This is a genomic window from Bradyrhizobium sp. AUGA SZCCT0222, assembly GCF_018130205.1.
Taxonomy (GTDB): Bacteria; Pseudomonadota; Alphaproteobacteria; order Rhizobiales; family Xanthobacteraceae; genus Bradyrhizobium.
In genome coordinates, this window is record NZ_JAFCLX010000040.1 from 1 (window position 1) to 24,371 (window position 24,371).

Annotated in this window: 29 protein-coding genes; 11 read left to right on the forward strand and 18 right to left on the reverse strand. The window is 63.1% G+C overall.

Annotation, left to right across the window (positions count from 1 at the left end; genetic code table 11):
- Window positions 1-73 precede the first annotated feature (73 nt).
- Window positions 74-2,776: a sensor domain-containing protein gene (locus JQ629_RS27620; protein ID WP_212415306.1), complete on the reverse strand. Its 2,703-nt coding sequence runs from the start codon at window positions 2,774-2,776 to the stop codon at window positions 74-76.
- 261 nt (window positions 2,777-3,037) lie between these two features.
- Between JQ629_RS27620 and JQ629_RS27625 the strand changes: the two genes are divergently transcribed.
- Entirely contained in the window at window positions 3,038-4,141 is a 1,104-nt protein-coding gene (locus tag JQ629_RS27625; protein ID WP_212415307.1) for an NAD(P)/FAD-dependent oxidoreductase, read from the forward strand.
- A 101-nt stretch (window positions 4,142-4,242) separates the two neighbouring features.
- Here JQ629_RS27625 and JQ629_RS27630 read toward each other — a convergent pair whose 3' ends face one another.
- Window positions 4,243-4,428, reverse strand: coding sequence for a YdcH family protein (locus JQ629_RS27630; protein ID WP_192736781.1), 186 nt, complete (start codon window positions 4,426-4,428; stop codon window positions 4,243-4,245).
- 239 nt (window positions 4,429-4,667) lie between these two features.
- Here JQ629_RS27630 and JQ629_RS27635 point away from each other — a divergent pair, with 239 nt between their 5' ends.
- The 3 genes from JQ629_RS27635 (at window position 4,668) to JQ629_RS27645 (ending at window position 5,696) form a co-directional block, all read left to right on the forward strand.
- A complete protein-coding gene (locus tag JQ629_RS27635) occupies window positions 4,668-4,874 on the forward strand; it encodes a YdcH family protein (protein WP_079538570.1) in 207 nt (68 codons plus the stop codon).
- 334 nt (window positions 4,875-5,208) lie between these two features.
- Window positions 5,209-5,421, forward strand: coding sequence for a hypothetical protein (locus JQ629_RS27640; RefSeq protein WP_192736783.1), 213 nt, complete (start codon window positions 5,209-5,211; stop codon window positions 5,419-5,421).
- Window positions 5,422-5,444: 23 nt separating this feature from the next.
- The gene (locus JQ629_RS27645) at window positions 5,445-5,696 is read left to right on the forward strand and encodes a hypothetical protein (RefSeq protein WP_212032854.1); all 252 of its coding nucleotides are present in this window, start codon (window positions 5,445-5,447) and stop codon (window positions 5,694-5,696) included.
- Between the two features lie 151 nt (window positions 5,697-5,847).
- Here JQ629_RS27645 and JQ629_RS27650 read toward each other — a convergent pair whose 3' ends face one another.
- On the reverse strand, window positions 5,848-6,528 hold the full coding sequence (locus JQ629_RS27650; RefSeq protein ID WP_212415308.1) for a GGDEF domain-containing protein: 681 nt from the start codon (window positions 6,526-6,528) through the stop codon (window positions 5,848-5,850).
- Window positions 6,529-6,678: 150 nt separating this feature from the next.
- Here JQ629_RS27650 and purE point away from each other — a divergent pair, with 150 nt between their 5' ends.
- Complete coding sequence (purE, locus tag JQ629_RS27655; RefSeq protein ID WP_212415309.1) at window positions 6,679-7,167, forward strand: 5-(carboxyamino)imidazole ribonucleotide mutase; 489 nt, start codon at window positions 6,679-6,681, stop codon at window positions 7,165-7,167.
- Window positions 7,164-8,264: a 5-(carboxyamino)imidazole ribonucleotide synthase gene (locus JQ629_RS27660; protein WP_212415310.1), complete on the forward strand. Its 1,101-nt coding sequence runs from the start codon at window positions 7,164-7,166 to the stop codon at window positions 8,262-8,264. The genes purE and JQ629_RS27660 overlap by 4 nt, the downstream gene beginning before the upstream one ends.
- Before the next feature lie 43 nt (window positions 8,265-8,307).
- On the opposite strand, the gene aqpZ is transcribed toward JQ629_RS27660, so the two are convergent.
- Window positions 8,308-9,030: an aquaporin Z gene (gene aqpZ, locus JQ629_RS27665; protein WP_212265624.1), complete on the reverse strand. Its 723-nt coding sequence runs from the start codon at window positions 9,028-9,030 to the stop codon at window positions 8,308-8,310.
- A gap of 263 nt (window positions 9,031-9,293) precedes the next feature.
- On the opposite strand from aqpZ, the gene rpsU reads away from it, so the two are divergent.
- Both rpsU and JQ629_RS27675 read left to right on the forward strand, forming a co-directional pair.
- Complete coding sequence (gene rpsU / locus JQ629_RS27670; protein WP_192736788.1) at window positions 9,294-9,602, forward strand: 30S ribosomal protein S21; 309 nt, start codon at window positions 9,294-9,296, stop codon at window positions 9,600-9,602.
- Window positions 9,603-9,795: 193 nt separating this feature from the next.
- Window positions 9,796-10,428 carry a tetratricopeptide repeat protein gene (locus JQ629_RS27675; protein WP_212390245.1) on the forward strand — a complete coding sequence of 211 codons (633 nt, stop codon included), beginning with the start codon at window positions 9,796-9,798 and terminating at the stop codon, window positions 10,426-10,428.
- Window positions 10,429-10,638: 210 nt separating this feature from the next.
- Here JQ629_RS27675 and JQ629_RS27680 read toward each other — a convergent pair whose 3' ends face one another.
- From JQ629_RS27680 to JQ629_RS27745, 14 genes are all read right to left on the reverse strand, one after another.
- The gene (locus JQ629_RS27680) at window positions 10,639-11,598 is read right to left on the reverse strand and encodes a hypothetical protein (RefSeq protein ID WP_349631330.1); all 960 of its coding nucleotides are present in this window, start codon (window positions 11,596-11,598) and stop codon (window positions 10,639-10,641) included.
- Between the two features lie 230 nt (window positions 11,599-11,828).
- On the reverse strand, window positions 11,829-12,113 hold the full coding sequence (locus JQ629_RS27685; protein ID WP_211999437.1) for a cupin domain-containing protein: 285 nt from the start codon (window positions 12,111-12,113) through the stop codon (window positions 11,829-11,831).
- 31 nt (window positions 12,114-12,144) lie between these two features.
- Window positions 12,145-13,242 (reverse strand): calcium:cation antiporter, encoded by a 1,098-nt coding sequence (locus JQ629_RS27690; RefSeq protein ID WP_212415311.1) that lies wholly within the window; start codon window positions 13,240-13,242, stop codon window positions 12,145-12,147.
- Between the two features lie 57 nt (window positions 13,243-13,299).
- Window positions 13,300-14,106, reverse strand: a complete 807-nt coding sequence (locus JQ629_RS27695) for an alpha/beta hydrolase (protein ID WP_212415312.1) — start codon at window positions 14,104-14,106, stop codon at window positions 13,300-13,302.
- Window positions 14,107-14,123: 17 nt separating this feature from the next.
- Window positions 14,124-15,521, reverse strand: a complete 1,398-nt coding sequence (locus tag JQ629_RS27700; RefSeq protein WP_212415313.1) for an NAD(P)(+) transhydrogenase (Re/Si-specific) subunit beta — start codon at window positions 15,519-15,521, stop codon at window positions 14,124-14,126.
- A gap of 43 nt (window positions 15,522-15,564) precedes the next feature.
- Window positions 15,565-15,882 (reverse strand): proton-translocating transhydrogenase family protein, encoded by a 318-nt coding sequence (locus tag JQ629_RS27705; protein WP_009398926.1) that lies wholly within the window; start codon window positions 15,880-15,882, stop codon window positions 15,565-15,567.
- 19 nt (window positions 15,883-15,901) lie between these two features.
- Window positions 15,902-17,026: a Re/Si-specific NAD(P)(+) transhydrogenase subunit alpha gene (locus JQ629_RS27710; RefSeq protein ID WP_212415314.1), complete on the reverse strand. Its 1,125-nt coding sequence runs from the start codon at window positions 17,024-17,026 to the stop codon at window positions 15,902-15,904.
- Window positions 17,027-17,162: 136 nt separating this feature from the next.
- On the reverse strand, window positions 17,163-17,315 hold the full coding sequence (locus JQ629_RS27715) for an aa3-type cytochrome c oxidase subunit IV (protein WP_212032862.1): 153 nt from the start codon (window positions 17,313-17,315) through the stop codon (window positions 17,163-17,165).
- A gap of 80 nt (window positions 17,316-17,395) precedes the next feature.
- Window positions 17,396-17,782 (reverse strand): type II toxin-antitoxin system death-on-curing family toxin, encoded by a 387-nt coding sequence (locus JQ629_RS27720; RefSeq protein ID WP_212415315.1) that lies wholly within the window; start codon window positions 17,780-17,782, stop codon window positions 17,396-17,398.
- On the reverse strand, window positions 17,779-18,060 hold the full coding sequence (locus tag JQ629_RS27725; RefSeq protein WP_212415316.1) for an AbrB/MazE/SpoVT family DNA-binding domain-containing protein: 282 nt from the start codon (window positions 18,058-18,060) through the stop codon (window positions 17,779-17,781). The genes JQ629_RS27720 and JQ629_RS27725 overlap by 4 nt, the downstream gene beginning before the upstream one ends.
- A 72-nt stretch (window positions 18,061-18,132) precedes the next feature.
- Complete coding sequence (locus JQ629_RS27730; RefSeq protein ID WP_212415317.1) at window positions 18,133-18,720, reverse strand: dioxygenase family protein; 588 nt, start codon at window positions 18,718-18,720, stop codon at window positions 18,133-18,135.
- Between the two features lie 74 nt (window positions 18,721-18,794).
- Window positions 18,795-20,672, reverse strand: a complete 1,878-nt coding sequence (locus JQ629_RS27735) for a M3 family oligoendopeptidase (RefSeq protein WP_212415318.1) — start codon at window positions 20,670-20,672, stop codon at window positions 18,795-18,797.
- A 40-nt stretch (window positions 20,673-20,712) separates the two neighbouring features.
- A complete protein-coding gene (locus JQ629_RS27740; RefSeq protein ID WP_212265616.1) occupies window positions 20,713-21,156 on the reverse strand; it encodes a hypothetical protein in 444 nt (147 codons plus the stop codon).
- Window positions 21,153-21,485: a helix-turn-helix domain-containing protein gene (locus JQ629_RS27745; protein WP_212415319.1), complete on the reverse strand. Its 333-nt coding sequence runs from the start codon at window positions 21,483-21,485 to the stop codon at window positions 21,153-21,155. The genes JQ629_RS27740 and JQ629_RS27745 overlap by 4 nt, the downstream gene beginning before the upstream one ends.
- A gap of 101 nt (window positions 21,486-21,586) precedes the next feature.
- Between JQ629_RS27745 and JQ629_RS27750 the strand changes: the two genes are divergently transcribed.
- From JQ629_RS27750 to JQ629_RS27760, 3 genes are all read left to right on the forward strand, one after another.
- Window positions 21,587-21,922 (forward strand): hypothetical protein, encoded by a 336-nt coding sequence (locus JQ629_RS27750; protein ID WP_212415320.1) that lies wholly within the window; start codon window positions 21,587-21,589, stop codon window positions 21,920-21,922.
- A 126-nt stretch (window positions 21,923-22,048) separates the two neighbouring features.
- Complete coding sequence (locus JQ629_RS27755) at window positions 22,049-22,684, forward strand: TerC family protein (RefSeq protein ID WP_212415321.1); 636 nt, start codon at window positions 22,049-22,051, stop codon at window positions 22,682-22,684.
- 102 nt (window positions 22,685-22,786) lie between these two features.
- Window positions 22,787-24,292: a sigma-54-dependent transcriptional regulator gene (locus JQ629_RS27760; protein ID WP_212415322.1), complete on the forward strand. Its 1,506-nt coding sequence runs from the start codon at window positions 22,787-22,789 to the stop codon at window positions 24,290-24,292.
- Window positions 24,293-24,371 lie beyond the last annotated feature (79 nt).

Below are 24,371 nucleotides of genomic sequence, written 5' to 3' on the forward strand. Positions count from 1 at the left end.
AACGGCCCGGAATTACCGGGCCGTCGTCACTCTCGCAGCCATCGTTCTGTGGATGCGCTAGTGTCCACACCACCTAGCCGGTCTTGCGCGTGGACTCGATACCGTTGATGACGTTGCGCCCGACCAGCGCAGCGTATTGCCCGATCGGCAGGGGTTTGCCGATGAAATAGCCCTGCACCGCGTCGCAGCCCTCTTCCGACAGGAAGCTGAGTTGTTCCTGGGTTTCGACGCCCTCGGCGACGATCGACATTTCGAGGCCGTGGCCGAGGTCGATGACGGCGCGCACGATCGCGGCCGATTGCGGGTTGCGCCCGAGATGCATGACGAAGGCGCGGTCGATCTTGATCTTGTCGAACGGGAACGCCTGCAGGTAGCTCAGCGAGGAGTAGCCGCTGCCGAAATCGTCCATCGAGATGCGCACGCCGAGCGCCTTGAGCCGCCGCAGCAGCGCCAGGCCACGATCGAAATCCTCGATCAGCACGCCTTCGGTGATTTCGAGTTCGAGCCGATCGGGAGCCAGCCCCGTTTCGAGCAGGATCGAATGCACCAGACTGACCACATCGCCGTGCATGAACTGCGCCGGCGACAAATTGACCGCGATCTGCATCGGCACCGGCCAGGAGGCCGCCTCCCGGCAGGCTTCGCGCAGGATCCATTCGCCCATTTCGACGATCAGGCCGCTTTCTTCCGCCAGCGGAATGAAATCGCCGGGCGACACGAAGCCGCGTACCGGATGCATCCAGCGCGCCAGCGCCTCGAAGCCGATCACTTCGCTGGTGGCAACCGTCGGACCCGAAGCGGCCTGCGGCTGATAGTACAGCGACAATTCGCCGTTCTTGATCGCGACCGAGAGGTCCTGATGCAGCACGCGGCGGTCGCGGATCTGCTGGTCCATCTCGGGCTCGAAGACGCTGATCGAGCCGCGCGATTTTGCTTTCGCCCGGAACAGCGCCGCGCCGGAATTGGCGAGCAGGGCTGCCGCGTCCGACCCGTTGTGCGGAAATACCGAGATGCCCGTGGTGGCACCGGCCCGAACCGGCTTGCCGTCGATCTGGAATTCCTTCGCCAGCGCGATCGCGACCTGCTCGGCCAGCGCGATGCCCGCGGAGGGCTGTTTGCCGTCGATGATCAACCCGAATTCGTCGCCGCCGAGCCGGGCCACCACGCCGCCGCGGGCGCAGTCCTGCAGGCGCTGGGCGACCTCCGTCAGTACCTTGTCGCCCATCGCGTGACCGAACACGTCGTTCACTTCCTTCAGCCCGTCGAGGTCGATGCAGAGCACCGCGAATTCCTCTTCGGTACCCTCGCAGGCCTCGATCATCTGGGCCAGCGCCTGCAGGAAGGCGGCGCGGTTCGGCAGATCGGTCAGGCCGTCATGATAGGCCATGTGCGCCATCCGCGACTCGGTCTGACGGCGATCGGTGACGTCCTCATGGGTCTTGATCAGATATTGCGGCTCACCGGCATCATCGAGCACCGTCATCCGGCGGGTCAGGAACAGCCGCAGGCCGTCCTTGGTCGAAATCGGGTGCTCCTCGGTCAGAAGGCCGCGCTTCTTGATCGCCGCCTCGTCGCGCGCGATGATCAGCTTGGCTTCGCGCGGATTGAAGATATCGGCCGCCGTCAGTCCGGTGGCGTCCTCGCGGCGGCGGTTGAGGATGGTTTCGGCGCTGCGGTTGGCGAGCAGGTATTTTCCGTCCGAGACGCGCTCGACGATCAGCGAGACCGGAATGTTGTCGACCACGAGTTCGAGGAACTTCTTGGTACTCTCCAGCTCGCGCGACAACGAACGGCGGTCGGTGACGTCGTCGAACAGTGCGATCAGGAATTCAGGCTGGTTGTTCTCATCGCGTGCGATCACGCGGTTGGAAGCGAGGACGCGCTTCTCGGAGCCGCGCTCGACCTCGAACTCACTGCGGTGGTAACCTTCCGGCGCCTTCAGCGCCGACTGGTCCGCGGTGTCGATGGTGCGTGCGGTTTCGGGTTGGAATATCTCGTCGGCGCGCTTGCCGACGATATGGTCGCGCGAGAAGCGCGAGAAACGCTCGAACGCGCGGTTGGCGAAAATATAGCGGCCGTCCTCGATGTTCTTGGCGGCGACGCAGACCGGAACGTTGTCGAGCACCGATTCCAGGAACTGCGTGGTCGATGCCAGCTTGCGCGAAAGTTTGCGCTGCGCGGTGCAATCCTCATGGGTCGCGACCGACCCGCCATTCGGCAGGCGGAAATACTTGACCAGAACCGATTTGCCGTTTGGCAGTTCGGTGATCAGGCCGTCCGCGGTGGCGGCCTGGGCATAGAATTCGTCGACGCTGACATCCAGTGCGCCGCGCTTGCGCCGCACCTCCAGCAGTTCCGGCCCGGTCATGTTGCGGGGAATGTCCGCGCGGACCAGGCCATAGATTTCGAGATAGCGGTCGTTGCAGTAGATGATGCGCTGACGGACGTCGGTCATCACCACGCCCTGGCTGAGATTGTTCAGGGCTGAGCTGACGAACGCACTGCGCCGGAGTTGCGAACGCTTGACCCGGCGCAGCGCCGACAGCACCCACAGCCCGGCCGCTGCCAGAAATGACACGACCACGATGCCGCCGATCAGCATCTCCCAGATCATGTTGGGGTCGAGTTCGCCGGAATAGCTGGACGGCGCCGAGCCGCCGGAAACGGGCGGCGCGGCCCATGCCAACCCGTACGACGCAGAGGTGGCGAGCAGACACACGAGGGCCAGCGCCGGAATCGAATCCCTCCCGCCTGCCTGCCAATTCTTGCCAGCCATCATTCACCCGCGGATTTCCCGGTGGAGTGTCTGGCTTGACGGGTTTGGATCGGGTAAACGCCTACCCTTGCAACCGGAAAATGCGACTCAAATTACGGCAATTGCCCTGACATGATTAATGCTTCACTAACAGGATGGGACCTCAGGGCATATGTCGAGGCAATCCAACGGGTTGTTGGGGCATACTTCTGAACGAAACGATAATAAAACAAGCGCGTCGCGGGCGTGATCCCGCGCCAGATTTCCGGGCCTGAAGCGTACATGGACAAGGTTGATTGCGTCGTCATCGGAGCGGGGGTGATCGGGCTCGCGATCGCGCGGCGTCTCGCCCAGTACGGCCGCGAAGTCATCGTGCTGGAGGCGGCCGAGGGCATCGGCACCATCACCTCATCGCGCAACAGCGAAGTGATCCACGCCGGTATCTATTACCGCGCCGGCAGCCTGATGGCGCAGATGTGCGTCAGTGGCAAGCGGGCGCTCTACGACTATTGCCGCGACCACGGCATCCCGCATCGCAATTGCGGCAAGCTGATCGTCGCGACGACACCTGCGGAAACCGAAAAGCTGCAATCGATCCGCGCCCATGCCGAAGCCAATGGCGTCGACGACATGCAGCTTCTGACCGGCGAAGCGGCGCGCGCACTGGAGCCGGCGCTCAATTGCGACGCGGCCCTGCTTTCGCCGTCGACCGGCATTATCGACAGCCACGCCTACATGCTGGCGCTGATGGGCGATGCCGAGGAAGCTGGTGCCGCCTACGCGTTTTACACGCCGCTGCTGCGCGCCCGGGCAAACGCGGGCAGGATTGAAATCGAGACGGGCGGCGATGCGCCGATGGTTCTGGAATGCAATCTGTTGATCAACGCAGCGGGATTGGGCGCGCCTTCAGTCGCGCGCAGCATCGAGGGCATGCCGATCGAGCTGATACCGCCGGCGTATCTCGCCAAGGGCAATTATTTCAGCTGCAGCGCGCGGGCGCCGTTTTCACGGCTGATATATCCGGTGCCGGAGCCCGGTGGGCTTGGCGTGCACCTCACCCTCGACATGGCCGGACAGGCGCGCTTCGGTCCGGACGTGGAGTGGGTCGAGAGCATCGACTACGCCGTCGACCCGGCCCGTGCCGACAGGTTCTATCCCGCGATCCGGCGCTATTGGCCGACGCTGCCGGACGGGGCGCTGATGCCGAGCTATTCCGGAATCCGGCCGAAGATCGTGCCACCTGCGGTTGCCACGCAGGATTTCCTGATCCAGGGACCGCGCGCGCACGGCGTCACTGGACTGATCAACCTGTTCGGCATCGAATCGCCGGGACTGACGTCGTCCCTGGCGATCGCTGATCATGTTGGTGAACTGGCAGAGCAGTAAGCGATAAATACAAGATAATTTCGCAATACAACCTATGCGGATGAGCGCATCAGCGCCCATCCGACGGTGAATTACGTTTCGCTATTCTGCTGGAGACCGGTTTAGTGGACCGTATCGCTGGCGGTTTGTTTCAACCGCTCGATCTCGTCCTTGACCATCAACTTGCGACGCTTCAACTCGACAATGTGCAGGTCGTCTGTGGAAAGGTGCACGAGCGCTTCGTGCAATTCGTTTTCGAGGATCTTGTGTTTACGTTCAAGTTCAACAAGATGCGCCTGTAGAGCCATACGAAATCTCCTCGGTGGGTGAAACCTCAGATTCGATCCGGACGAAGGAGTGTACACCAGCCGCCGAATCTGTCGATGGCTATCCAGAATCGGGCCTCTCATTTTTTCGGATTTATCTGTAACCAATCGTGACTATGGAACCGGGTCAGCTTGCGGACCGGGCCCGCAGGGACGATATTTCGCTGGCGGCTTCGCAAACCGTCTACAACCTCATCGTGCTTTTGCAGTAAGCGTACGCCATGACCAACGAAGATGAGCGCGAGCTCGAAAACGAGCTTGCCCGGCTGCAGCAGGAGCATCGCGATCTCGATGCGGCGATCGACGCGCTGCATCAGTCGCCTGCGCCGGATCTGCTGCGGCTGCAGCGGCTGAAGAAGCGCAAACTGCAATTGCGCGACCGCATCGCCTTCATCGAAGACCAGATCACGCCTGATATCATTGCCTGATCGCAGGCTGATCACGCTGGCGCCGGAAGCCGCAGTGGACAAGCCGCACCACGATGAACAGCCGCAACCTGGCTGCCGCCGATCCGTTCGCCCGGCCGGTGCGAGTTTTTTTTCGGAACGGTGGGGCTATAGCCAAAGACCGCCCGCCTGCGGCAAATCCCTTTTCCCCGACATCCACAAGGCGCCGCGGTTGCCACGAATTTTCAGGGCCGCGATCGCGTCGCCGGCAGCCGGTTGAGCACGGGAAAACGAATTTTCGCGCACGCTCTTTGCTTGACTCTAATAGAACAAAAGAGGAACATATCTCCCTGCCGCCAGCAAAGGGAGTTTTGTCATGTCCGCACCACCGTCCCTGTCCGACAACAGCCGCTACGAGCAAGCCTGCGATCAGGCGATCGCGATGTGCGACGGCAATCTGCGCTCGACCATCAAGGCGCTGATCATGGCCAACGAATATCTGGAAGCCGAGCTGGAGGAACTGCAGGCGGCGATATCCGCCGGCTGCGTGCCAACCCAAACCTTGCGCACCAGCAGCACTGCTGCCTGAGCAGCAAAACCGGAGCGACAATGATGGCCGATGTCACCTATTACGTTGCATTGCCATTCCTGCAGGACGATGACGGCTCGCCGGTCGCTGGCGCTGCCGAGGAGTGCCAGAGTCCGACCACCGCGCTGCGCCGCGCCGAGATCCTGTCGCGAGCCCCCGGCAGCATCGGCGCAGTCGCGTTCAGCCGCAGCGGCGATCCCATGATCGGCGAATTCGGCGACGCGCAATTGCTGCGGAAGTTCGGCAACGTGCCGGAAGATTTGAGCGGGCTTTGACCGTTTGCGAGCATTCGTAGGGTGGGCAAAGCCAACGGGTCGCGCGAATGCGCGCCCGATGACAGGCTCCGCGTGCCCACCATTCAGTGCGATGATCAAAGATGGCGGGCACGGCGCAAGTGCGCGCCTTTGCCCACCCTACGAACTCCGTTCACGCCTCATGCCGCCGTTGCGCCTTGCGGACATACATCGCGCTATCGGCCTCTTCCAGCGTGCGGCCCAATTCCGCGTGAGGACCGAGGATCGCGACGCCGGCGGAGGCGCCCGCAGTAACGGTGCTGCCACCAAACACAAAGGTGAGGCGATCGATCGCCCCCTCCAGCAACGCCGCCTTGGCCCTGGCATCGGTTTCGCTGAGATTCCACAATAGCAGCGCGAACTCGTCGCCGCCGAGCCGGCCGATCACGTCAGATGCGCGCACGTGGGCCAGCAGCGTCTTCACGATGGCCTTGAGCACCTCGTCGCCGGCGGCATGACCGAAAGCGTCGTTGATCGGCTTCAGGCGATCGACGTCGAGCACGATCAGGGCGCCGCTCGCGTGGTAACGCTTGATGAAGGCGATCGCGCGGTGCAATTCGCGCTCAAAACCGCGCCGACTCGGAATATCCAGCAGGAAGTCGGTATCGGCCGAGGCCTGCAGCTCCTCGATTCGTGCCCGAGCCCGCGCCAGTTGCGTCTTGAGCCGGCGGATCGTCGATTTGGGGTCAACGGACGGAGCCGGGGACGGGCTTGCGGACTTGCGGATCCCGCGCGGCGCGGGTTTTCGTCCTGCCGGGGCCGTTTTCGGGCGTTTTGCGGTTCCCGCAGCCGCTGCCCTGGTTTTCTTCTTCATGACCTTCCCTGTGCAGGCATGCGTATCAAGGCTTGCCCGGATTCACCAAGACAGGATAGTCCATTCCTAATCCCTTGCCATGCCTTGGATGACGCCCGGGCCACCCCTATAATCGGCCTATGTTTCTGGATTCCCGATAGAACTGACGAAATGACCGCACCGATCGCCATCATTATGGGAAGCCAGTCGGACTGGGAGACCATGCGCCACGCCGCCGACACGCTGGCGGCGCTCGGGGTCGACTGCGAAAAACGCATTGTCTCGGCCCATCGCACCCCCGACCGGCTGTTTGCTTTCGCCAAGGGCGCCAAGGCGGCCGGCTTCAAGATCATTATCGCCGGTGCCGGGGGTGCGGCGCATCTGCCGGGCATGGCGGCGGCGCTGACCGAACTCCCGGTGTTCGGCGTTCCCGTCGAATCCAAGGCGCTGTCCGGCGTCGATTCGCTCTATTCGATCGTGCAGATGCCCGCGGGCGTCCCCGTCGGCACCCTCGCGATCGGCAAGGCCGGCGCGATCAACGCCGCCCTGCTCGCCGCCAGCGTATTGGCGCTGCACGATCCGGCGCTGGCGACGCGCCTGGCCGCCTGGCGCAAGGAGCAGACCGATGCGGTCAAAGAGCGGCCGGAGGGCTTGGCGTGACGGCTTCCAACAATGTGAAGCTGAAGCCCGGCGACACCATCGGAATTCTCGGCGGCGGGCAACTGGGCCGGATGCTGGCGATGGCCGCCGCGCGCCTCGGCCTTCGCTGCCAGGTGTTTTCACCGGATCCGGATTCGCCGGCCTTCGACGTGGTGCTGAACGCCACCTGCGCGGAATATGCCGATGTCGAGGCGCTCGAACTGTTCGCCAACGACGTCAACGTCATCACCTATGAATTCGAGAATGTGCCGGCCGCCACCGCCATGGTGCTGGCGGCGCGCCGTCCGGTGCTGCCGACCCAGAAGATCCTCGAGACCACGCAGGACCGGCTGGTCGAAAAGGATTTTGTGAAGCGCCTCGGTATCGGCACCGCCGACTATGCCGACGTGTCGTCGGTGGAAACCCTGCGGGCGGCGATCAAGAAGATCGGCCTGCCCGCCGTGATCAAGACCCGCCGCTTCGGCTATGACGGCAAGGGCCAGGCGATCATCCGCGATGGCGACGATCTCACCCGGGTCTGGGAAGACCTCGGCACCAAATCGGCGATCCTCGAGGCCTTCATTCCGTTCGAACGCGAGATCTCGGTGATCGCTGCGCGCTCGGTCGACGGCCAGGTCGAGAGTTTCGACGTCACCGAAAACGAGCACCGCGACCACATCCTGAAAATCTCGCGCGCGCCGGCGCAGATATCGGATGCGCTGGCGGCGCAGGCACGCGGCATCGCCGAGCAGATCGCAACAGCGCTGAACTATGTCGGCGTGCTCGCGGTCGAAATGTTCGTGGTAGCGGAAAATGGCGGGCCGAAAGTGCTGGTCAACGAGATCGCGCCGCGGGTGCATAATTCCGGACACTGGACGCTGGACGGCGCCTCGATCTCGCAGTTCGAGCAGCACATCCGCGCCATCGCCGGCTGGCCGCTCGGCAAACCGGTCCGTCATGGCGAGGTCACCATGACGAACCTGATTGGCGACGACATCCTCGGCTACGAACAGTGGCTGACGGTTCCCGGCGCCACCGTGCACCTTTACGGCAAGGGCGCGCCGAAGCCGGGCCGCAAGATGGGTCACGTCACCGAAGTGTCGCCGCGCAAGAAATAGCAGCAAGCCCGCATCACGCAGGCTTGCGCTAGGCGGCCTCGCGCTATGCCGACTTGCGGCCCTCGACGACGCCGGAGGGCTCCTCGCTGAGCCAGCGATAGATCACCCCGCCCAGCACGCCGCCGATCAGCGGCGCCACCCAGAACAGCCAGAGCTGCGCCAGCGCCCATCCGCCCACGAACAGCGCAGGCCCGGTGCTGCGCGCCGGATTCACCGAGGTGTTGGTGACGGGAATGCTGACGAGGTGGATCATGACAAGCGCCAATCCGATCGCCAGCGGTGCAAAGCCCGCCGGCGCCTTGCCATGGGTCGCGCCCATGATGATGAACAGGAACATCATGGTCATCACCACCTCGGTGATGAAGCAGACAACCATGCTGTACTTGCCAGGCGAATGCGCGTCATAGCCATTCGACGCAAAACCCTTGGTGACGTCGAAACCGGCAGCGCCGCTCGCGATCACATAAAGCAGCGCCGCCGCCGCAACGGCGCCGATCACCTGCGCGATGATGTAGGGCGCGATTTGCCCGGTTGGAAAGCGCCCGCCTGCGGCAAGCCCCACCGTGACGGCCGGATTGAGATGGCAGCCGGATACATGGCCGATCGCATAGGCCATGGTGACGACGCTCAGTCCGAACGCAAAGGACACCCCGACCAGTCCGATACCCACCTGCGGAAAGGCGGCGGCGATGACGGCGCTGCCGCATCCCGCAAATGTCAGCCAGAACGTGCCGATGGCCTCGGCGGCATATTTCTTCGTATCCATGGTTGTCTCCCCAGATTGTTGCTGCCGGGTTGCTCAAAAACTCCGGGAACAGCCTCGGTCTGGGCACATAACTTCCCAAATCAGGGCCGAACCGCGTCAGATTTGCCGCATTTCATGGCTTAACTTGGTCCGGCTGTTCGCTTCACAGGTGGACATCACAGGTTTTGTCTGGTAAATGCCCGCCTTCAGGTTAAGGGCTAGGCCTTTCGCCAGCTCTTCGCTTTACCAGAATTCCTATCCGATCAATTGAAAGAGGATGCCGCGTGCAGGTTCTCGTCCGCGATAACAATGTCGATCAAGCCCTCAAGGCGCTGAAGAAGAAGATGCAGCGCGAGGGTATTTTCCGCGAGATGAAACTCCGCGGCCATTACGAAAAGCCCTCCGAGAAGAAGGCCCGTGAAAAGGCCGAAGCCGTGCGCCGCGCGCGCAAGCTGGCTCGCAAGAAGCTGCAGCGCGAAGGTCTGCTGCCGATGAAGCCGAAGCCGGTGTTCGGTGCTGGCCCCGGTGGCGACCGTGGTGGTCCCGGTGGCGGTCGTGGCGGCCCGGGTGCAGGTCCGCGCGGACCGCGCTGAACGACCGAGCAGATTTGAATTGGAAAGCGCGGGCCCCGGCCTGCGCTTTTTTCTTTGGGTTTTTCTTTAGGTTTTTTGTTTGTCGATCCGAGGGCCTGACGGGTTCGGTCCGCCGGTTGCGGCTATTTTGACCGATGCATTTTGCGGTGTGCCGGGCTACCTATGCGCCATGAACGCGCGAGCATTCCGCCATATGGCCATTCCGGCCTCCTGTTCGTTTTCTCGTGGCGTGCGCCGTACGGTCGTACTGGTCGCGCTGCTGACGATGCCGCTTGGCGGCTGCTCGTTCGACCTGGGATCGTGGGGCGCGGACAGCCCAAAGCCGCAGCCCGTGGCGCAGAAACCGACCGACAATATCAGCGCGCGCAGCGTCAGCGACTCGCAAGGCTATGCCACCCGCGGCCAGGTGCTCGCCAAGTCCGGCAAGAACGAAGAGGCGTTGGCGGAATTCGATCGCGCCCTCGCTCTCGATCCGTACAACGTCCAAGCGCTCTACGGCCGCGGGCTGATCTATCAAGGCGAGAAACAGTACCAGCAGGCGATCGAGGATTTCACCGCCGCCAACGGCCTGACGCCGCAGAAGGTCGAACCGTTGCTCGGCCGCGCAACAAGCTATCTTGCGATCGACAAGGCCAAGGAAGCGGCCGCCGACCTCGACGAGGCGGTGCAGGCCGATCCCAATAGCGCACCGGCGTGGTCAGCCCGCGGGCAGGCCTATGAACGGCTCGGCGACAAGGCCAAGGCGGCCGCTTCCTATGGCCGCGCCATTGCAATCCGCCCCAAGGACGAAGCCGCACGCAGCGGCCTGGCCCGCACCGGCGGGTAGCGCGTTTTCCCGCGAAGCATGCCCTCGGACTTGATCCGGGGGTGTATACCGGTTCGCGTCGAGAAAACGCGTCAAATCAGGAATCCAGAACCCCGATCCGATTCAATCGGAACGCGGCTCTCGACGCAAAATCGCGAAAACAACCCCATGCAAAGCAGAGGCCCCGGTCGCGGCGATGCCTGCGTCCGGGGCACGAGAAGACACGATGGATTATTTCGGCAGGACGGCGTGAAACACCGACTTCGCCGCCGACAGCACGTCCTCGGCTACGGCCGTGGTACGCTCGCGCACCGACGGCTCCGGCACATCGGCCCGCAAATCGAGCGGACGCGAGACCGGAATTTCGGCCGGCGGCGTCGGGCGGCGCGGATCGACAGACGCATTGGCTGCGTAAGGCGGCCTGCCCTGATCGAAGCTCTCCGCTCCCGAAGGCGTCGAGACCGAGATCGGCGGCGGCAGCGGGCGAAGCGCCGGCGCGGCCGCGACCCGCGGCGTCTCGCTTCGTGGCGTCTCGATCCGCGGGGTCTCTACTCGCTGAGCTTCGGGCGTGCGCACCACTTCGGGTGCACGCGGCGAACCATCATTGTTGACCCGCAGACGCTCGATTGCAGCGCGCGCGAGGTCGTTGGCGTCGCGGCGATCATCCGGCACAACAGCGGTTTCGACCGGCGGCGCGGCAACAGGCGCCGGCGGCGCGGCCGCGACGGCCGGCGCCACGGGCTGCACCGGTGACGGCAGCACGACCCTGATCTTTTCCTTCTCGCGTTCGCGCGGCGCGGCGCGGGTGGCGCGCGGCTCGGCCGGAACGCTCGCGGTCTCGGCCGGCGCGTCGGCGGACTTCGCGTCAGCCTTTACATCAGGCTTCACGTCCGCCTTCACATCCGCTTTGGCTTCAACCTTCTCGACCACCGCCGGCCGTTCGGCCGCGGTCTTCTCGAGGAGGGCTTTTTCGGAAATCCCCTTAGCCCTGACGCCCGCCGTCGGCGGGTTGCCGGTTTCTGCGGCCTTGGCTGGAGCTTTGGGGTCGGCAGCCGATACGGCGGCGGCGACAGGGGCGTCCGTGCCCGGCCTGGTGACGATGTAATGATTGACGATGTAAGCCCCGATGACGGTCGCTGCCACCGAAGGCAGGATGTCGATCGTGAATTTCGAAATATACTTCTTCAGCATGCCGGCCACTCCCCGCGACCAGTTTGATGCGGGAACTTCTGGGCATATTGAGGGATCAACTGCGACGGATCGGTGGCAATTGTGCAGATCCTCATGAGGTTCCGTTTCTACCGCCCTAAGGCGACCCCGCCGGGCCCTTGTTGCGGGACGTTCCGGGAGCCGCACTATTAACGGCTTGTCAGGACCTGCGGCCGAAATGGGTCGGTTGCGGCGCTGCCGATAACGGACGGTCAGGGCTTCAGCTCGACCTCCAGGAACACGATCTCGGTTGCTGTTTCGTTGAGCACGTCGTGCTCGACGCCCGCCTTGCGGAAGTAGGATTTACCGACGGCGAGCTGCGCCTTCGAGCGTTCGCCGTTCGGCGCCACGATGGTCATTTCGCCCGCGGTCACCGGCACGATGACGTAGTCCATCCCATGGGTGTGGTGTCCGGTGGCGCTGCCCGGCGCCAGCCGCCACTCGGTGACGCGAACTTCCGGGGTGTCGACCTGAACGTCTGACGTGGCGCTGAGCATTTTGGATGAACTCCAGAGAACGACAAGGGAACTACGGCACGAATACCATGAACAGGAATACGGCGAACACCACCATGTGGACCAGCCCGAACAGGATGTTGGTGCGTCCGGTGCCGAAGGTGAGCATGCTGAGGACGAAGGTCAGCACCAAGAGCACCATCTCCTGCGTGTTGAGGCCGAGCACCAATTGCTTGTCGAGCGCGTAAGCGGCAACGGCGACGGCGGGGATCGTCAGCCCGATGGTCGCCAGCGACGAGCCGAGCGCGAGATTGATGCTCTTCTGCAGGTCGTTCTTGCGGGCGGCAGAAATGGCGGCGACGCTTTCCGGCAGCAGAATCAACAACGCCACCAGCACGCCCGCGAAAGCCGGCGGCGCGCCGACACGGGCGATGGCTAAATCGACCACAACTGAGAATTTCTTGGCCAACAGCACCACCGCCAGCAGCGCGAGCAGCAGCAGCGCAATGCTCAACGCCAGCATCCGGTTCGATAGCAGCGCCCCGTCGCCCGCGTCTCCCGTGGCATCGTTGATAAAATAGTCGCGATGCCGGATGGTCTGGGTATAGAGAAACACACAATAGAGAATGAGCGTGACGACGCTGACAAAGCCGAGCTGGGCCGCCGAATAGATCGGTCCCGGCGCCGTCAGCGTGTAGTTGGGCATGATCAGCGTGATGGTCGCCATCACGAACAGCACGCTGAGATACAGATTGGCGCCGGAAACCTGAAAATCCTGCTCGCGATAGCGCAGCCCGCCGATGAAGATACAAAGGCCGACCAGGCCGTTGCACACGATCATGACGACCGCGAACACCGTGTCCCGCGCCAGCGCCGGCACCGGTTTGTCGCCGAGCATGATGGTCGCGATCAGCGCGACCTCGATGATCGTGACTGCCAGCGTCAATAACAGCGTGCCGTAGGGCTCGCCGATCCGTTCCGCGATCACCTCGGCGTGATGCACGGCGGCAAACACCGTGCCGAACAGGATCGCCAGCAGCAGCGCCGCGAACAGCAAACCGCCGGCCGTCGGTGTGAAGGTCAGCCCGAGCGCGGTGGCGACCACGAACAGCGCTACCGCCAATGCGGGGAAAATCCACGACGATTTCGGCATCGGGCCGTGCGCGCTCATGCGGTCAAAATCCTCGAAATCATTGCGGTCCGACTATGCAGTAAACCATCGCCGTCGTCAGCCTTTTGCGGCGTTGATGAATTTTCGCGCTGCTGCCGTCGCGCCGTAAGCGTCGAGATCGTTGTGGCCACCGTCGGGGAACCTGACGAACGTCTTGGGCTCATGCGCGAGCGCGAACAGGCGCTCGCCAAATCGGATCGAGATGGTGGCATCTCGCGCGCCGTGCAGGATCAGCATCGGGGCCTTCACCCCGGCGATGCGCCGGTCGGAATGGAATGGATCTTTCATCGCCCAACGAACGGGGAAGATCGGAAATGCGGCAGCGCCAACGTCGGCAAGCGATGTATAGGGCGCCTCCAGAATGATCTTGCCGATCGGTTGTTCCGCCGCCAGCGCCACCGCGACGCCGGTGCCGAGCGAAAAGCCCCAGGCCACGATCCTGTCCGCGCTGTATCGCGCCGTCGTGAAGGCATAGGCCGCCGCCGCATCCTGCAGCAATCCGCGCTCGCTCGGTTTTCCGCTGGAGCCGGCATAGCCGCGATAGGACATCGCGACGACACCGGTACCGTCGGCAATCAGCTCACGAAAGCGGCCGAAGAAGCCGGCGAGGAAATCGCCGTTGCCGTGGAAATAGAGAATGACGGGACGGCCGGGCCTGGCCGGAACGTGCCAGGCGATGACCTTCTCACCGTCCGCGGTGGCCAGCACATGCTCTTCGGCTTCCGGAAAACCGGCCGCCTGCGGCGAGATGCGCTCGGTGGTGGGAATCGGAAACAGGAACGAGCGCTGCAAGAAGAACAGCGCGGCAAGCCCGCAGGCATACCCGACCGAAACGACAATCAGCAGCCATTTCAGGACGGTCATGACTTCCCGTGAGCGGGTTACATCCCCTTGACGATGTTCTCGGTCACCTTCTTGGCGTCGCCGAGCAGCATCATGGTGTTGTCGCGATAGAACAAGGGATTGTCGATGCCGGCATAGCCCGACGCCAGCGAGCGCTTGATGAACATCACGGTTCCGGCCTTCCAGACCTGCAGCACCGGCATGCCGTAGATCGGCGAGGTCTTGTCGTCCTCGGCCGCCGGATTGGTGACGTCGTTGGCGCCAATCACGAAGGCGATGTCGGCCTGGGCGAATTCGGAGTTGATGTCCTCGAGTTCGAACACCTCGTCATAGGGCACGTTGGCTTCGGCGAGCAGCACGTTCATGTGGCCGGGCATGCGGCCCGCGACCGGATGAATGGCGTACTTCACCTCGACGCCCTCCTTCTTCAGGAGGTCGCCCATTTCGCGCAGCGCATGCTGGGCCTGCGCCACGGCCATGCCGTAACCCGGCACGATGATCACCTTCTGCGCATTCTTCATGATGAAGGCCGCGTCGTCGGCCGAGCCGAGTTTGGCGGGCTTCTGCTCGCCACCGGCACCGCCGGCCACCGCGGTCTCGCCGCCGAAGCCGCCGAGGATGACCGAGATGAAGGAACGGTTCATCGCGTGGCACATGATGTAGGACAGGATCGCGCCCGACGAGCCGACCAGCGCGCCGGTGATGATCAGCGCGGAATTGCCGAGCGTGAAGCCGATGCCGGCCGCGGCCCAGCCGGAATAGGAGTTCAGCATCGAGATCACGACCGGCATGTCGGCGCCGCCGATCGGAATGATCATGAGCACGCCGAGCACCAGCGCGATGATCGTGATCAGCCAGAAGTCGAGCGCGCTGCCGGACCGCACCAGGCCGAAGATGAAGAACACCAGCGCCAGACCCAGCGCGATGTTGATGATGTGGCGCGCCGGCAGGATGATCGGCGCGCCGCTCATGCGGCCGGAAAGCTTCAGGAACGCGATCACGGAGCCGGTGAAGGTCAGCGCGCCGATCGCGACGCCGAGCGACATTTCGATCAGGCTCGCGGCGTGAATCTGCCCGGGCTTGCCGATGTCGAACGCTTCGGGCGCGTAGAACGCGCCGGCGGCCACCAGCACCGCGGCCATACCGACCAGCGAGTGGAAGGCGGCGACCAGTTCCGGCATCGAGGTCATCGGCACCCGCCGCGCGATCACGGCACCGATGCCGCCGCCGATGGCGATGCCAAGGATCACCAGCACCCAGGCGAGGCCGTCCGCCGGCGGATGACTGGCGAGCGTGGTCGCGACCGCGATCGCCATGCCGACCATGCCGAACAGATTGCCCTGGCGGGACGATGCCGGACTGGACAAGCCGCGCAGTGACAGGATGAACAGCACACCCGCCACGAGATACAATACTGCAGCCAGATTGGCGTTCATCTCAGGTCCCCTATTGTCTTCGCCACCCCGAGGTGCACGCCGCTCACTTTACCTTCTTCTTGTACATCGCCAGCATGCGCTGGGTGACAAGGAAGCCGCCGAAGATATTCACGCAAGCGAAGATCAGCGCGATGAAGCCGAAGCCGCGCGCCCAGCCTGAGCCACTCGAGATCATGGGAACGCCGACCGCGAGCAGCGCGCCGACCACGATCACCGACGAGATCGCATTCGTCACCGACATCAGCGGCGTATGCAGCGCGGGGGTCACCGACCAGACCACGAAGTAGCCAACGAAAACGGCAAGGACGAAGATCGACAGCCGGAACACGAAGGGATCGACGGCCTGTGCAATATGATCCATGGCGGCTCTCCTAGGCTGGCTATTTAGGCTGGAAGTTCGGATGGATGACGGCGCCGTCTCTGGTCAGCGCGGTGGCCTTGACCAGCTCATCGTCCCACTTCACGTCGAGCGCCTTGGTGGTCTTATCCACCATCGTTTCAATGAAGTTGAACAAATTGCGCGCATACAGGCTGGAGGCGGACTGTGCGACGCGGCCGGCGACATTGGTATAGCCGACGATCTTGACGCCATCGGCATCAACGACCTCGCCCGGTCTGGCGCCCTCGACATTGCCGCCGCGCTCAATCGCCAGATCGATCAGGACCGAGCCGGGCTTCATCGACTTGACCATGTCGGCGCTGACAAGCTTCGGCGCCGGGCGGCCCGGGATCAGCGCGGTCGTGATGATAATGTCCTGCTTCTTGATGTGTTCGGCGGTGAGGGCGGCCTGCTTGGCCTGATACTCTTTCGACATTTCCTTGGCATAGCCGCCGGCGGTCTGCGCGTTCTTGAACTCCTCATCCTCGACAGCGAGGAATTTGGCGCCGAGACTTTCGACCTGCTCCTTGGTGGCGGGCCGCACGTCGGTCGCGGTGACGACGGCGCCAAGCCGGCGCGCGGTCGCGATCGCCTGCAGGCCGGCAACGCCGACGCCCATCACGAACACTTTTGCCGCGGGAACCGTGCCCGCTGCGGTCATCATCATGGGGAAAGCACGGCCGAACGCCTCAGCGGCCTCGATCACCGCGCGGTAGCCGGCGAGGTTGGCCTGCGAGGACAACACGTCCATCACCTGCGCGCGGGTGATACGCGGCATCAATTCCATCGCGAAGGCAGACACGCCGGAGTCGGCGATGGTCTTGAGCGCCGCCTCGTTGCCGTAGGGGTCCATGATGGCGATGACCAGGGCGCCGCGCTTGTATTGGCCGAGTTCAGAGGCCTCCGGCCGCTTCACCTTGATGATGATGTCGGCATCAACAAGCGCGTCCGCACTGATGGTGGCGCCGGCCGCGATATATTCGGAATCCGGCAGGCCCGACTTGATGCCTGCCCCCGGCTCCACCACCACTTCGGCACCAATCGCCTTGAACTTCTTCACGGTGTCGGGAGAAGCAGCCACCCGCGGTTCGGACGGATCGATTTCCTTGGCAACGGCAATCTTCATGGGGCCTCCGGCGGCGCGAGGGCGCGCGCGCAAGCAAACTAGCGTTATTTCCGCTTAGTTGGATACCGGTTTCATGACCGGGCAACGTGCAAATTTTTCTGGTCACCGCCGCCCGGGCGGTGCAGCCGGCGACGCATCAGGTCAGGAAGTAGCCCATCAGGGCGACGATCACGACGACGGCCACGGTGCCGTATTTGACCAGCATGATGAACCCTTCATAGGTCTGCTCATGGGCCGGATAATCGTTGCCGTCAGCGGTCGTGTAGGCCACTTCGCTATGGTCTGCCATCGGTATCCCCAGTCAATCCACGATCTGGCGTGCAATTACCGCAAAGCCGCCAGCAGGGCAACGGGACAAAGCCTATCGGGTCATTCGGAAGGCCAATTATCCCGGATCCAGCGGGTCAGGCTTTCCTCGCTGACCTCGCCCGCGGCCAGGGAAAGGATGATGGCCGCCGCCTCCGCCTCCGGCACGACAAAGTCGATGCCGTTGACGCCGAGGAAGGTATACAGCGCCAGCAGCGAAGTACGCTTGTTGCCGTCAACGAATGGATGATTGCGCGCGATGCCGAAGGCATAGGCTGCCGCCAATTCGGCCAGCTCAGCCCGCTCGTATGACCATCGATTCTTCGGCCGGTCGAGCGCAGACTCAAGCATGCCTTGGTCGCGCAAACCGCTCGCGCCGCCGTGAATCGTGAGTTGCTCATCGTGGATCGCAACAACCATTTGGCGGGTGAGCCAAAACGGCTCGGTCATTTGGCAAGCTCGGCCAAGGCATTGTGATAGCGCTTCATACCACGCCGGGCGACTTCCATCGCCTTCTCGAAATCCGGGTCGTGCGGGGTCAGAATCAGGCCGCCGCCAGGCTGCTCAATTGGAAACAGCTTGTCGCCCTCCTTGAGATTGAGTCGGGCGAGCAGCTCTTTCGGGAGGATCACGCCGACTGAATTGCCGATCTTCCGGATATGCAGGACGGAATCTGCAACTTTGTATTCGCTGGAGGCTTCATTCAGGCCGCGAGGGGTTTTGGTCATGCTACCGACTCCGTTATACAGAGTGTATAACATGTCTTCGACGCCTGTTCAACAGATGTATTACAGCGCGCCCTAGCCGACCACGAAGTCGAACCGCCCGGCGAGCCATCCAGCGTTCTTGGCGGTCCGCACCAGCAACGCCTTGCGGAACAAGCTGTCGGAGCGGTTCTGCGATTCGCCCGGGAAATAGAGCTGGGTGGTCAGCACGCGGCCGCCGCGCGGCTGTACCTTCACATGGATGTGGCGGGTGCGGCCGGGATAAACGCCGGGCACGACGCTGCGCAATCGATAGCGCCCTTCCGCATCGGTGAACTGATGACCGCGCAGCCGGAAGCCGGAATTGTCATACTGCCCCCTGCCGTCGGCCTGCCAGAAATCCAGCAAAGCGCCAGAGACCGGCTTGCAGTCGCGGGAAAGGACAAGCCCGACCAGTTCGATCGGCTGCCCCGCCATCCCCTCTTCAAACAGTTCGATCCGCTCCGGCGAGGAAGGCTTGAAGTACGGCCCTTCGGTCTGCGCCAGCGTTGCCGCCTCGCCGTCGTGGCAGGCGGGCGTGGGTGGAAGCGGCGCCTGGGCAACACCGCTTTCGATCCCGAACAGCGAACCGGCCACGAGGGCGCCCGCTCCAAGCACTGCGCGTCGTGTCGGCGTGTCGATCATGAGCGCTCCACTCCTGACGTCGCCGTCATGATGGGATGCGACGACGGCCGAAGTTTGTCGCCGCGCCGCGTGTGTCAGCCCATCGTTTCCAGTTCGTCGATCATGCCTGATATGACCGACAGCCCGCCGTCCCAGAACTTGGGATCCTTGGCATCGAGCCCGAACGGCTTCAGCAGTTCGGAATAATGCTTGGTGCCGCCGGCCGCGAGCATCGCAAGGTAGCGCTCGGCAAAGCCGTCGGAGGCGTTCTCGTAGACCGCATAAAGCGAGTTCACCAAGCAATCGCCGAACGCATAGGCGTAGACGTAGAACGGCGAATGGATGAAGTGCGGGATGTACATCCAGAAATTCTCGTAGCCCGGACGGATGTCGATGGCCGGCCCGAGGCTTTCGCCCTGCACGCTGAGCCAGATCTCGCCGATGCGCTGGGCGGTCAACTCGCCGTTCTTGCGCTCGGTGTGGATGGCGCGCTCGAACGAATAGAACGCGACCTGCCGCACCACGGTGTTGATCATGTCCTCGACCTTGCCGGCGAGCAGCGCCTGACGCTGTTTCGCATTCCTGGTCTGCCCGAGCAGCCGCTTGAAGGTCAGCATTTCGCCGAACACGCTGGCGGTTTCGGCGAGCGTCAGCGGCGTCGGCGCCATCAACGCTCCATTTTTGGCGGCCAGCACCTGGTGCACGCCGTGGCCGAGCTCATGCGCCAGCGTCATCACGTCGCGCGGCTTGCCCTGATAGTTCATCAGCACATAGGGATGCGCCGACGGCGTGGTCGGATGCGAGAACGCACCGGGCGCCTTGCCCGGGCGCACCGGCGCGTCGATCCAGCGGTCGGTGAAGAAACGCTCGGCAATATCGGCCATCTCGACCGAGAAGCCGCGATAGGCCGTCAGCACCATGTTGCGGGCCTCGGGCCAGGCGATCGTGCCGGTCGCCGCGAACGGCAGCGGCGCGTTGCGATCCCAATGCGCCAGCTTCTTCTTTTTGAACCAGCCGGCCTTGAGCGCGTAATAACGATGCGACAGCCGCGGATAGGCCGACCTGACCGATCCGACCAGCGCATCGACCACCTCGCGCTCGACGCGGTTGTTGAGATGCCGGGAATCCGCGACATCCGCAAAGCCGCGCCAGCGATCGGAAATCTCCTTGTCCTTGGCGAGCGTGTTGGTGACGAGCGCAAAGGTCCGCTCATTCTCCTTGAAGGTTTTCGCCAGCGCCTGGCCCGCGGCCTTACGCTTTTCCGGCGCGCGGTCCTGCAGGAAATTGAGCGTCGGCTCGATCGCCAGTTCTTTGCCACCGACCTTGAAGCGCAGGCCGGAGATGGTCTGGTCGAACAGCCGGTTCCAGGCGGCATAGCCGCTCTGGGATTTTTCGTGAAACAACTGCTCGACGCGATCCTCAAGCTGGTACGGCTTGTCCTTGCGCAGATCCTCGACCCACGGGCGATAGTAGGCGAGTTCGGGCGCCTGCAGCGCGCGCTCGATCACGGCGTCGTCCACGCGGTTGAGTTCGAGCCCGAAGAACAGCAGATGCACCGATGCGGCCGTTAGCCGCTCCGAAACGTCGCCGTAGAATTTCGTGATCGCGGGATCGACGCTGTCGCCGGCGTGGACAAGGCCGGCATAGGAGCCAAGACGGCCGGCGAGGTCGTCGATCGCCTCGTAGCGCTTGACCGCTGCGGCGAGCCACTGCCCGCCACTATCCTTTGCAACGTTTTCGGCCAGTTTGCCTTTGTAGTCCGTCTCGAACGCGATGCATTCGGCATCCATCTCCTGCAAGTCACGCGCGACTTCGGGGGCGTCGATGCCGGAATAGAGGTCGGCCAGATTCCATTCCGGCAATTTGCCGGTCTTCGATTTGGCTGCGGTGGCCTTGCGGACGGCAGTTCCCTTGCTGATTGCGGTTTTGCGGGACGTCTTGCTGGCGCGGGATGTCGCAGATTTCGCGTTCATGAACACTTTCAAATTGGCGTGATGATTTTTGACGAGGCGATCAGGCGAACGCTGCCAGCTGCGGCGCGAGCTGCACCAGCAGCTCTTCGGTCTCCGCGATCATCGGCTCGAGTTTTTCGTGGAAGGCGCTCCGAATCGCACACCACAGCGTGATCGCCTTGACCATCAGCCACGACGTGGACGGGACCGCCGCCCTCGCATGCAGCGCGACGATATCGAGGTTTCGATGCTCGAACAGCAGCCGGCCCGATCCGTCTTCCAGAATATAGCGCGCCCCGATCCGGGACACACACAGCTCGCAGGCCTGATCCGGAAGCGGACCCAACAGATAGAACTGGGCATCGCCTTTTTCGGTGGTGCCGGTTTCCCATTCGCGGCCGGTCGACGGCGCGAGCGCAGCCTGCAATGCCGCGCAGATTGTATTGAGTTCCCGTTCGCTCCAGATGCCGGTTTCCTGTGTGCGCTCGAACGCAACCACGCTCATTTGCTTTCCGCTCCGAACAGCAGCCGGTGCAATTCCGGCTCGTAGTACATTAATAGATGCCTAGCGAACGCCGCCGGTTCAAGACCCAACTCGCTGGCCCACGCGCCCATGATTTCAGTCGGAACGCGGCTGAACCCGTTCTCGACCTGTGAGATGAACGTATAATATTTGAGACCGAGCCGCGCGGCGAGATCAGCCTGCGACAATCCGGCATCGGCCCTGCGCAGCTTGAGCCAATCCCCAGCCTGTTTCCGCAATTGCCGGGCTTCCGTGGCGACCTTGCCCGGCAGCTGTCCAGCGAAAACATCTTGATGTTTTGCTCGTTTCATGATTACTAAACTACCTAGATTGAATTCCGGAACAGCCAATGTTCCCTACCACAATCTCGCGGTTTCCCTCAGTTCGCGAGTCTTTGGGAGGACAATAATCCATGGCTATCGCAGATCGCAGTCAGATTGTCCGGACCAAGGGCCAGGAAAACACCACCCGTGGCAAGGAGCTGATGGCCGGCATCCTCCTGGTGGCACTGATCGCGACGCTCGGAATCCGCAACCTCGTGCCTGTTGATGCGCTGACGCCCGCGATTGTCACCCTGCTGTTTGCGATCGGCGCGACGACGGCCGGCTTCGCGCTGCTGTGCCGGCGCGACCGGTTCCGCACCATGTGGTTCGACCTCGCCGGCAGCCTGACTTTCATCGGCGTCGTGCTGTCCGTTCTGATCGAGCCGGACCAGATGATCAGGCTCATCGCGGACCAACCTGAGTAGCGGGAACAGTTTTTCCGCAGATCGACCTTTCGTCTTTTTTTGACTGTGCACGTCCAAGCCCGGGCCCCTCTGGCAGTTCAAGCGAACTGCGATGTCGGATTGGACTCCTGAACGGAGTGGCCCCGCATGCTGGACTTAATTACCTCGCAACACCTGACAGCGCTTTTCCAGGTCATCATGATCGACCTGGTGCTCGCGGGCGACAATGCGATCGTCATCGGGCTCGCAGCCGCCGGGCTACCCGAGGGTCAGCGCAAGAAGGCGATTTTGATCGGCATATTGGCCGCCACGATCCTGCGCATCGGCTTCGCTTCCGTCACGGTTCAGTTGCTGCAAATCATTGGACTGCTGCTCGCGGGCGGCGTTCTTCTGCTTTGGGTATGCTGGAAGATGTGGCGCGAGCTGCATACGTCGCATCAACCGAAGTTCCAGAGTTTGTCGTCCGCAGCGATCGATACACCAGCCGGTGCGGGCCGCCAGAAAACGCTTGGCCAGGCCGTCTGGCAGATCACGCTCGCCGACGTGTCGATGTCGCTCGACAATGTGCTCGCCGTCGCAGGTGCGGCGCGCGAGCATCCGATGATCCTGATATTCGGTCTGGGACTTTCCATTGCGCTGATGGGGCTCGCCGCCACCTTCATCGCGCGGCTGCTGGAAAAGCATCGCTGGATCGCCTATGTCGGCCTCGCCATCATCCTCTATGTGGCTTTCGACATGTGCTATCGCGGCGTTCTGGAGGTGTGGCCACACCTCAACGCCTAGCCGCTCTCACACAGGCCGCCCTCCAACAATTAAGTGTGCGTTAATCGCCATAGGCGACAGTGCCCCGATTCGATACAGTTGGCGTAACGTACGGGGTAAACCATGGCTGCTACCATTCTGATTGCTGATGACGATGCGGTGCAGCGCCGTCTGGTAGAAAACATGGTGCAGAAGTGCGGTTATGAGTCCCTCGTCGTCGACAGCGGCGACGCCGCCGTGGCCTTGCTGACCGCCCCCGACGCGCAAGCGATCGATGCCGTCGTTCTCGATCTCGTGATGCCCGGTCTCGACGGACTCGGCGTGCTCGCAAAAATTCGTGATGCCGGATTGACCGTTCCCGTCATCGTGCAGACCGCCCATGGCGGCATCGACAACGTGGTTTCGGCGATGCGCGCCGGCGCGCAGGACTTCGTCGTCAAGCCGGCCGGCTTCGAACGGCTGCAGGTGTCGCTGCGCAACGCGCTCAACACGCAGGCCTTGAAGGGCGAATTGCAGCGCATCCGTCACAGCCGCGAAGGCCGGCTGACCTTTGCCGATATCATCACCCGCAGCGAAACCATGGCAGGCGTGCTGCGCACGGCGCAGAAGGCCGCCTCATCGGGCATTCCGGTGCTGATCGAAGGCGAGTCCGGCGTCGGCAAGGAATTGTTTGCCCGCGCCATCCACGGCAGCAGCGAGCGCAAGGCCAAGCCGTTCGTGGCCGTCAACTGCGGCGCGATCCCCGACAATCTGGTGGAATCGATCCTGTTCGGTCACGAGAAGGGCGCTTTCACCGGCGCCACCGAACGCCACATGGGCAAGTTCGTCGAAGCGTCCGGCGGCACGCTGTTCCTCGACGAGGTCGGCGAACTGCCGCTTGCAGCCCAGGTAAAGCTGCTTCGCGCATTGCAGGAAGGCACGGTCGAGGCCGTCGGTGGCCGCAAGCCGGTGAAGGTCGACGTCCGCATCATTTCGGCGACCAACCGCAAACTGCTCGACCTCGTGAAGAACGGCGCATTCCGCGAGGATCTGTTCTATCGCCTGCACGTGCTGCCGCTGACCATTCCTCCGCTTCGCATGCGCCGGGAAGACATCCCGCATTTGTTGCGGTACTTCCTGGCGCGGTTCAGCGCCGAAGAGAACCGCACCATCACCGGCATCAGCGGTGAAGCCATGACGCATCTGGCGCAGCTCGATTGGCCCGGCAATATCCGCCAGCTCGAAAACACCGTGTATCGCGCCGTGGTGCTGAGCGAGAGCGACCAGCTTGGCCTGTCGGACTTCCCGCATGCCGCCGCCCACCATATCGTCCCGGACACGGACACCCAGGCTCTGCACGACGAACCGCTGATCGTCGGTCCGTCGACGGCTCCTGCGATGGTGTCGGGTAATGAGATACCGATTGCGCCGCTGAGCAACACCGGCAGTCTCGCGATGCTGACCTCCGCGGGCGAGGTGCGGCCGCTCGAGGAAATGGAAAATGAGATCATCCGTTTCGCGATTTCGCACTATCGCGGGCAAATGTCGGAAGTGGCGCGCCGGCTGAAGATCGGCCGCTCCACGCTCTATCGCAAACTCGATGAGGCCGCCGCCAACGATCCGGCTGAGGGCGCGCAAAATACCAACTGAGCAGCAATTGAGCTGCCACGGACGATTGTGGCGCTCCCGTGGCAAAGGCTTGAGCGCCATCGACGATTCGGGAACCTTC